This window comes from Nocardia sp. NPDC058497 (assembly GCF_042720195.1).
Taxonomy (GTDB): Bacteria; Actinomycetota; Actinomycetes; order Mycobacteriales; family Mycobacteriaceae; genus Nocardia.
The window spans coordinates 1-7,061 of sequence record NZ_JBHXMY010000309.1; the positions used below are offsets into that span (position 1 = coordinate 1).

At 67.9% G+C, this 7,061-nt stretch carries 9 protein-coding genes; 6 read left to right on the forward strand and 3 right to left on the reverse strand.

What is annotated here, in order from left to right; all coding sequences use genetic code 11:
* The first annotated feature begins 337 nt into the window (after nt 1-337).
* From ACFWPJ_RS20155 to ACFWPJ_RS20175, 5 genes are all read left to right on the forward strand, one after another.
* On the forward strand, nt 338-1,459 hold the full coding sequence (locus ACFWPJ_RS20155) for a M24 family metallopeptidase (RefSeq protein WP_378853463.1): 1,122 nt from the start codon (nt 338-340) through the stop codon (nt 1,457-1,459).
* Between the two features lie 49 nt (nt 1,460-1,508).
* The gene (gene efp / locus ACFWPJ_RS20160; RefSeq protein ID WP_378853465.1) at nt 1,509-2,072 is read left to right on the forward strand and encodes an elongation factor P; all 564 of its coding nucleotides are present in this window, start codon (nt 1,509-1,511) and stop codon (nt 2,070-2,072) included.
* A gap of 2 nt (nt 2,073-2,074) precedes the next feature.
* Entirely contained in the window at nt 2,075-2,590 is a 516-nt protein-coding gene (nusB, locus tag ACFWPJ_RS20165) for a transcription antitermination factor NusB (protein WP_189023664.1), read from the forward strand.
* Nucleotides 2,587-2,853 (forward strand): YciI family protein, encoded by a 267-nt coding sequence (locus ACFWPJ_RS20170; protein WP_378853467.1) that lies wholly within the window; start codon nt 2,587-2,589, stop codon nt 2,851-2,853. The genes nusB and ACFWPJ_RS20170 overlap by 4 nt, the downstream gene beginning before the upstream one ends.
* Nucleotides 2,854-2,983: 130 nt before the next feature.
* The gene (locus ACFWPJ_RS20175; protein ID WP_378853469.1) at nt 2,984-3,382 is read left to right on the forward strand and encodes a MerR family transcriptional regulator; all 399 of its coding nucleotides are present in this window, start codon (nt 2,984-2,986) and stop codon (nt 3,380-3,382) included.
* Here ACFWPJ_RS20175 and ACFWPJ_RS20180 read toward each other — a convergent pair whose 3' ends face one another.
* Genes ACFWPJ_RS20180 through ACFWPJ_RS20190 form a run of 3 tightly spaced genes read right to left on the reverse strand, consistent with a single transcriptional unit; the run spans nt 3,383 to nt 6,495 of the window.
* Complete coding sequence (locus ACFWPJ_RS20180) at nt 3,383-4,102, reverse strand: PP2C family protein-serine/threonine phosphatase (protein WP_378853471.1); 720 nt, start codon at nt 4,100-4,102, stop codon at nt 3,383-3,385. It lies immediately after the preceding gene.
* A 28-nt stretch (nt 4,103-4,130) separates the two neighbouring features.
* A complete protein-coding gene (locus tag ACFWPJ_RS20185) occupies nt 4,131-5,147 on the reverse strand; it encodes a hemolysin family protein (RefSeq protein ID WP_378853473.1) in 1,017 nt (338 codons plus the stop codon).
* Nucleotides 5,140-6,495: a hemolysin family protein gene (locus ACFWPJ_RS20190; protein WP_378853475.1), complete on the reverse strand. Its 1,356-nt coding sequence runs from the start codon at nt 6,493-6,495 to the stop codon at nt 5,140-5,142. The genes ACFWPJ_RS20185 and ACFWPJ_RS20190 overlap by 8 nt, the downstream gene beginning before the upstream one ends.
* 313 nt (nt 6,496-6,808) lie before the next feature.
* Here ACFWPJ_RS20190 and ACFWPJ_RS20195 point away from each other — a divergent pair.
* Nucleotides 6,809-7,061 (forward strand): TerD family protein (locus tag ACFWPJ_RS20195; protein ID WP_378853477.1); only part of this gene is annotated, 253 nt, incomplete at its 3' end.

The window sequence follows — 7,061 nt, forward strand, 5'->3', positions numbered from 1 at the left end:
GGATCACCGCCGTCCCCAGGTTGTCCGTACACAGGGCGTACAGGAACACCGCGGCGGCACCGGCGCCGGTGAGCGCGTTGGGGAGTCGGCGGGCATGGATATCGAGGACGCCGAGCAGCAGGCACCAGGCGATGAGCAGGCAGAACGCGGCAGTGGTCATGGCATCGATCGTGCTGCGCCCCGGCCACCGGATCGAGACCTCGACCGCGAATGTGGACAACTCCGGGCGATGTGGACAACGCCATCTCCAGTTACGGCGCCGACGGACGCGCCAACGCCGCGAAAAGTGCCGGGGTTCGGTGCCGACGTGTCGCCCGATCGGCGGTAGCGTTGACCCATGTGTGCTGACTACCCGGGTCCCGATCACGCGGCACGACGCGGCGCCCTGCGTAACCTGCTGGTGGAGAACGGCGTCGACGCGCTGCTGGTGACCGATCTGGTCAACATCCGCTACCTGACCGGCTTCACCGGATCCAATGCCGTGCTGCTCGTGCACTCCTGGGACATGCGTGGCGCCGAGGAGCGCACCGTCATCGGTACCGACGGCCGCTATTCCGCCCAGGTGGCCCAGCAGGTGCCCGATCTGCGGGCCGAGATCTCCCGGGCCACCGCGCGCCGCATCCTCGAACTGGGCGGGGAATGGCAGCTCGGCCGGGTCGGCTTCGAGAGCCATGTGGTGACCGTCGCCGAACACCAGTCGTTCCAGGAACAGCGCACGGGGCTGCAGCTGGTGCCGACCAACGGGCTGGTCGAGCAGCTGCGCATGGTCAAGGACCCCTACGAGATCGCCCAGCTGCGCGCGGCCTGCGCGGCGGCCGACGCGGGCCTGGCGAGCCTGCTCGAGCGCGGCCTGATCCGGCCCGGCCGCACCGAACGCCAGGTGGCCCGCGACCTCGAATGGGCGATGTTCGAGCACGGCGCCGAAGCCGTCTCGTTCGAGACGATCGTCGCCGCGGGCGTGAACTCGGCCGTTCCGCATCACCGCCCGACCGGCGCGGTGCTGGCCACCGGCGACTTCGTGAAACTCGACTTCGGTGCCGTCGTCGACGGCTACCACTCCGACATGACCCGCACGCTCGTGCTCGGCGCGCCCGCGGACTGGCAGCGCGAGATCTACGAACTGGTCGCCCGCTCACAGGCGGCGGGCAGGGAGGCGCTGAAACCGGGCGCCGAGACCGCCGAGGTCGACGCGGCCGCCCGGGTCGTCATCGAGGACGCGGGGTACGGCCCGCAGTTCGTGCACGGCCTCGGACACGGAGTCGGGCTGCAGATCCACGAAGCGCCGGGAGTGGCGAAAACGAGTACCGGTACACTTCTTGCTGGCGTGGCGGTGACCGTCGAACCAGGTGTGTACCTTCCCGGCCGCGGCGGGGTCCGGATCGAGGACACGCTCGTGGTGCGCGAAGGGGTCCCGGACCTGCTCACCCTCACCAGCAAGGACCTGACCGTCGTCGAGTGACGCCGGTCCCCCAGAGACCGCAGTAAACGAACGAGGAGATCCGAGGACAGTGGCGGACACCAGCGACTTCAAGAACGGCCTTGTGCTGAAGATCGACGGTCAGCTCCAGCAGATCGTCGAATTCCAGCACGTGAAGCCGGGTAAGGGCCCCGCCTTCGTGCGGACCAAGCTGAAGAACGTCGTGTCCGGCAAGGTCGTCGACAAGACCTTCAACGCGGGCGTCAAGGTCGAGACCGCGACCGTCGACCGTCGCGACATGACCTACCTGTACCACGACGGCACCGACTACATCTTCATGGACGGTGACACCTTCGACCAGATCTCCATCCCGGAGGCCACCATCGGTCAGGGCGCGCGCTTCCTGCTGGAGAACATGGGCGTGCAGGTCGCCGTGCACGAGGACGCGCCGCTGTTCGTCGAGCTCCCCGTCACGATCGAACTGGTCGTGCAGCACACCGACATCGGCCTGCAGGGCGACCGCTCCACCGGTGGCACCAAGCCCGCCACCCTCGAGACCGGCGCCGAGGTCCAGGTCCCGCTGTTCATCAACACCGGTGACAAGCTGAAGATCGACTCGCGCGACGGCAGCTACCTCGGCCGCGTCAACGCCTGATCGTGACGGACTCGCCGGCAGACAAGAAGGGCTCGTTCAAGAAGCTGGGCGCGCGCCACAAGGCGCGCCGCCGGGCCGTCGACCTGCTGTTCGAGGCGGAGGCGCGCGATGTCGACGTCTCCGACCTGCTCGCGGAACGCGCTGACCTCGCCACCCGCGACCAGAGCGTGGCTCCCGTGCACGCCTACACCTCGGTCCTGGTCGAAGGCGTCGCCGATGATCTGGATCGCGTCGACGGCACCATCGAGGGCTACCTGCAGGACTGGACGCTGTCCCGCCTGCCTGCCGTCGACCGGGCGATTCTGCGGATCGCGGTGTGGGAGTTGTTCCACGCCACCGACGTTCCCCCGGTGGTCGCGGTCGACGAGGCCGTCGAGCTGGCCAAAGAGCTGTCCACCGACGACTCCCCGTCGTTCGTGAACGGCGTGCTCGGCCAGGTCGTGCAGGTGGCGCCGCAGGTGCGCGCCGCCGCGGCCGCCACCAGGGCCGCGCGTCCCGCGCCCGAGGACCGGTCGTGACGAACAAGTACCTCGTGATGGTCATGCGCACACCGAATTTCGACCAGTCCGTGGTCGAACCGCACCGCGCGTTCCTGCAGGTGCTGCTCGCCAAGGGTCAGCTGCAGGAGAGCGGCCGGTTCACCGACGGCACCGGTGGCGCCTACGTCGTCCTGGCCGAAAGCCTCGATGCCGCAACGGCAATCGCGCACACCGACCCGGTCCACACCACCGGCGCGTCGGAACTGGCGATCTACGAATGGGAGATCACCGTCTCGGCGTGAAACCTTCCACGACAGCCGCGCATCCTTTCCAGATGTGCGGCTGTCGCCGTTTCATGGGTAGCCGAGCTCGCATTGGCGACGGTAGCACGTGCCGCTGTATGGTTAGATCCTGCTGCGGAAGGAGGCCGTGATGACCGAAGCCTTGCTCAAGATCGGTGAACTCGGCGCCCGCGCCGAAGTCAGTACGCGCACGATCGACCACTACACCAGCATCGGTCTGCTCGCGCCGGCCCAACGCACCGCAGGCAACTACCGCCTCTACAACCCCGCCGACGTCGACCTTATCCACCTGATCCAGCGCCTCGAGGCTCAAGGAATTCCGCTGGAGGAGATCGCGACCGCGCTCAACAGCAGCCCCCGGGATATGAACGAGGTACTCGCGCGCCTGGACGACGACCTGAGGAACCTGCAGTCCGTCACCGAGACCGCGCCCGTCGAGATCCACGGACTGCTCAACATCATCGCCACCCGCGTGCACTCGCTGATCGCGGTCGCCATGCAGCTTCCACCGGACCTGCCGATCCTGTGATCAGTCGCCGGCGGCGATATCGGCGACGATGACGGTGACGTTGTCGGGGCCGCCGTTGAGCAGGGCGAGTTCGACCAGCTGGTCGGCGCACTCGGCCACGGTGCCTGCCGAGCGCAGGAACTGGCCGATCTTCTCCTCGGTGACCACGTCGGACAATCCGTCCGAACACAGCAGGTATCGGTCGCCGGGTTCGGCATCGCCTAGCACCAGCGTCGGGGTGACCGGTTCACCGGTGAGCGCGCGCAGGATCAGCGACCGGCGAGGATGGGTTCTGGCCTGTTCGGCGGTGATATGGCCTGCGTCGACGAGGCTTTGCACGAAGGTGTCGTCGTGGGTGATCTGGGACAGTTCGCCGCCGCGCAGGAGGTAGGCGCGAGAGTCCCCGACATGGGCCAGCCCGTACCGGGTGCCGTCGAACAGCATCGCGGTGAGCGTCGTTCCCATGCCGTGCTGCTCGGCCGAACGGGCCGCCTGCTCGGCGATGGCGGTGTTTCCGTGCAGGACAGCCTGTTCCAGACGGTCGAGCAGTTCGCCCTCGTGATCGTGTTCGAGGGGCAGGAGCGCGGCGATCATCAGTCCGGAGGCGACTTCGCCCGCGGCGTGGCCACCCATCCCGTCGGCCAGCGCCAGCAGACGGGGCCCGGCGTGGACGGAGTCTTCATTGCCCTCCCGGACCAAGCCGCGATGAGTGCGCGTGGCGCAGGTCAGCTGTGTGTTCACGTGGTCACCTTCGTTCGGTGTAGGTGGATCAGATCTCGGCCGCGGACTGCAGCAGCCGTTCCAGGACATCGGTGATGGTGAGCAGTCCGACCAGCTCCGCACTGTCGGGACTGGTGACCAGGCTCAGGTGGCTGCGGGTTTCGCGCATTGTGCGCAGCGCCTCGTATACCGGCACCGTCGTGGCGATTTCCAGCACCGGCCGCATGAGCTCGCCCGCGGTGGTGCCGGGTGCCGCGGTCAGGCTGTCGCGCACGTGGAGCACACCGCGCACGCCGTCGCGGTCGCGGACCAGCAGCCGCAGGTGACCGGTGGCGCGCGAGGCGGCCTGGATCGCGGCGGTGTCGGCGTCCGGTGGCACCGAGATCGGCGCGGTGTTCGGTGCGACGATGTCGCCGACGGTCAGCTGTTCCAGTTCCAGTGCGCTGGTCAGGTTTCCACGGTATCGCTCGTCGAGGGTGCCGACGGTCGCCGAGTGTTCGACCAGGTGCCGCAGGCCTGCCGGGTTCTGTCCGGCGTCGACCTCGTCCACCGGGGTGATACCGAGTCTGCGCAGGCACCAGTTGGCTGCGTGGTTCAGCGCGACCAGCACCGGTCGGGTGAGGGTCATGAACAGCTGCATCGGCAGCGCGAGCAGGGTGGCCGACTTCTCGGGGTGCGCGATCGCCCACGACTTCGGTGCCATCTCGCCGACCACCAGGTGCAGGAAGGTCACCACGATCAGCGCCAGCACGAAGCCCGCGACATCGGCCACCCACAGCGGCGCCCCGAGATGGTCGATCAGCGGGGTGATCCAGTGGTGCACAGCGGGTTTGGTGATCGCGCCCAGAGCCAGTGTGCAGACGGTGATGCCCAGCTGGGAACCGGCGAGCAAGACCGGCAACTCGGCCGAGCTGCGCAACGCCGCCCGTGCGGCCCAGCTGGTCGGCGCGGCGTCTTCGAGCCGATGCCGCCGGGCGGCGATCAGCGCGAATTCGACGGCGACGAAGAATGCGCTGGCCGCGATCAGCACAATCGTGACCGCGACGACAACCCAGGGATTACTCATCGCCGCCTCGCTCGGATCGGAGGGTCAGCGACACCGACGACGGGACGTGCTTACCGACCGCCCGTACCTCGGCGAGAACCGTCCGCGCCACCGGCGGCCGCTCGGCGAGGAAGTCGGCGCCGCTGGGCGGCACCGCGATTTCCACCTGGTCGCCCACCTGCGGCAGTCCGCCGAACACACTGATGACCAGACCCGCGATGGTCTCGTAGTCGCCGTGTGGCAGTTCCAGGTCGAGCAGCCGCTCGGCTTCGTCGAGATGCAGGTCACCGGCGACGAGCCAGCCCTCACCGTCGGCGATGATCTCGGCGGTACCGGTGTCGTGTTCGTCGGCGATCTCGCCGACGAGTTCCTCGGCGATGTCCTCGACGGTGACGATGCCGGCGAACCCGCCGTATTCGTCGACGACCAGGGCCATCTCTTCTTTCGCGACACTGAGCCGGGCGAACACCTCGGGCAGCGGCAGCGACTCGGGGACCAGCAGTGCCGGACGCATCCAGTCTCCCGCGGTGCCGGTCACCGGCCCGTCGAGCAGATCGTGCAGATGGATGACACCGCGCAGGTCGTCACTGCTGGTGCCGACGACCGGGTATCGCGTGTGTCCCGAACCCATCCGGGCCAGAACTTGTTCGGCCGGTTCGTCCACCGGCACGGTGTCGACCTGGGCCCGCGGAATCATGGCGTGCTCGGCGTTCGCCGAGGGGAAATCGAGGATCCGGTCCAGCAGCGTCGAGAGTTCCCTGGGCAGTTCGCCCGCCTCGCGGGAGGCGGCGACGATGTGCTCGAGGTCGCGCGGGGTCGCCGAATGCTCCACATCGTGGACCGGCTCGATCCGCAGCAACCTCAGCAAGATGTTCGCCGACTGATCGAAAAGCCAGATCAGCCAGCCGAATACGCGGAGGTAGGCCGTCGTCGAGCGGGCCAGCCGGCGCGCGACCGGCTCGGGCCGGGCGATCGCGAGATTCTTCGGGAACAGCTCACCGAACAGCATCTGCACCAGGGTGGAGAACACGATGGCGAGCACGGTGCCCACCGCAACGCCGACGGCTACCGGCACGCCGACCCCGCCGAGCAGCTCGCCGAGCCCGCGCCCGATCAACGGCTCGGCCACATAGCCGACGAGCAGGCCGGTCACGGTGATACCGAGTTGGGCGCCCGACAACATGAACGAGGTCCGCCGGGTCACTGACAGTGCGCGCCCCGCCGCACTGTCACCGGTCTCGGCGCGCGCCTTCAGCCGCGACCTGTCCACCGCCATGTACGCGAATTCCTGGGCTACGAAGTACCCCGTCAACGCGGTGATGAGCAGGACAACGGCGACACCGGCGATGACGCTCAGGACGGTCAGCATGCGTCGGGCTCATCCGAGGGGCCGCGGCGGGATCGCTCAGCGGCCTCGGGATATCGAGGTTCGCGCGTGCCGCGAGATCCCTCCTGGTCTGATTCGCCATCCGGCATACGCATCACACTAACACGTGCCACTGTATGGTTGCCGGTGCCGCTCGGCGCACCGAACGGTCGCGACGATGGTCACCAATTCGCCTATTCGCCAGCTGGTTTCAGGTTTCGGCGCCGTCCGCTTTCGGCAAACCAGACAGTGGCACGTGCTAGTGTGCGAATGGTCGGCACCTTTCGTGTCGCGATGATCGATGGGAGATATCGGTATGGGTGTCAGTTTGTCCAAGGGCGGCAACGTCTCACTGACCAAGGCGGCGCCGAACCTCACCGCGGTCGCGGTCGGCCTCGGCTGGGACCTGCGGACCACCACCGGGACGGACTTCGATCTCGACGCCAGTGCGATCGGGCTGGGCGCCGACAAGAAGGTCGTCTCGAGCGGGCACTTCGTCTTCTTCAACAACCTGAAGTCGCCGGAGGGTGCGATCGAGCACGCCGGTGACAACCGGACCGGTGAGGGTG

Excerpts from the sequence above, each read along its gene's own strand:
- ACFWPJ_RS20155 (WP_378853463.1), top strand. The coding sequence starts at position 338 with ATGTGTGCTGACTACCCGGGTCCCGATCACGCGGCACGACGCGGCGCC.
- ACFWPJ_RS20175 (WP_378853469.1), top strand. The coding sequence starts at position 2,984 with ATGACCGAAGCCTTGCTCAAGATCGGTGAACTCGGCGCCCGCGCCGAA.
- ACFWPJ_RS20185 (WP_378853473.1), bottom strand. The coding sequence starts at position 5,147 with ATGAGTAATCCCTGGGTTGTCGTCGCGGTCACGATTGTGCTGATCGCG.
- ACFWPJ_RS20190 (WP_378853475.1), bottom strand. The coding sequence starts at position 6,495 with ATGCTGACCGTCCTGAGCGTCATCGCCGGTGTCGCCGTTGTCCTGCTC.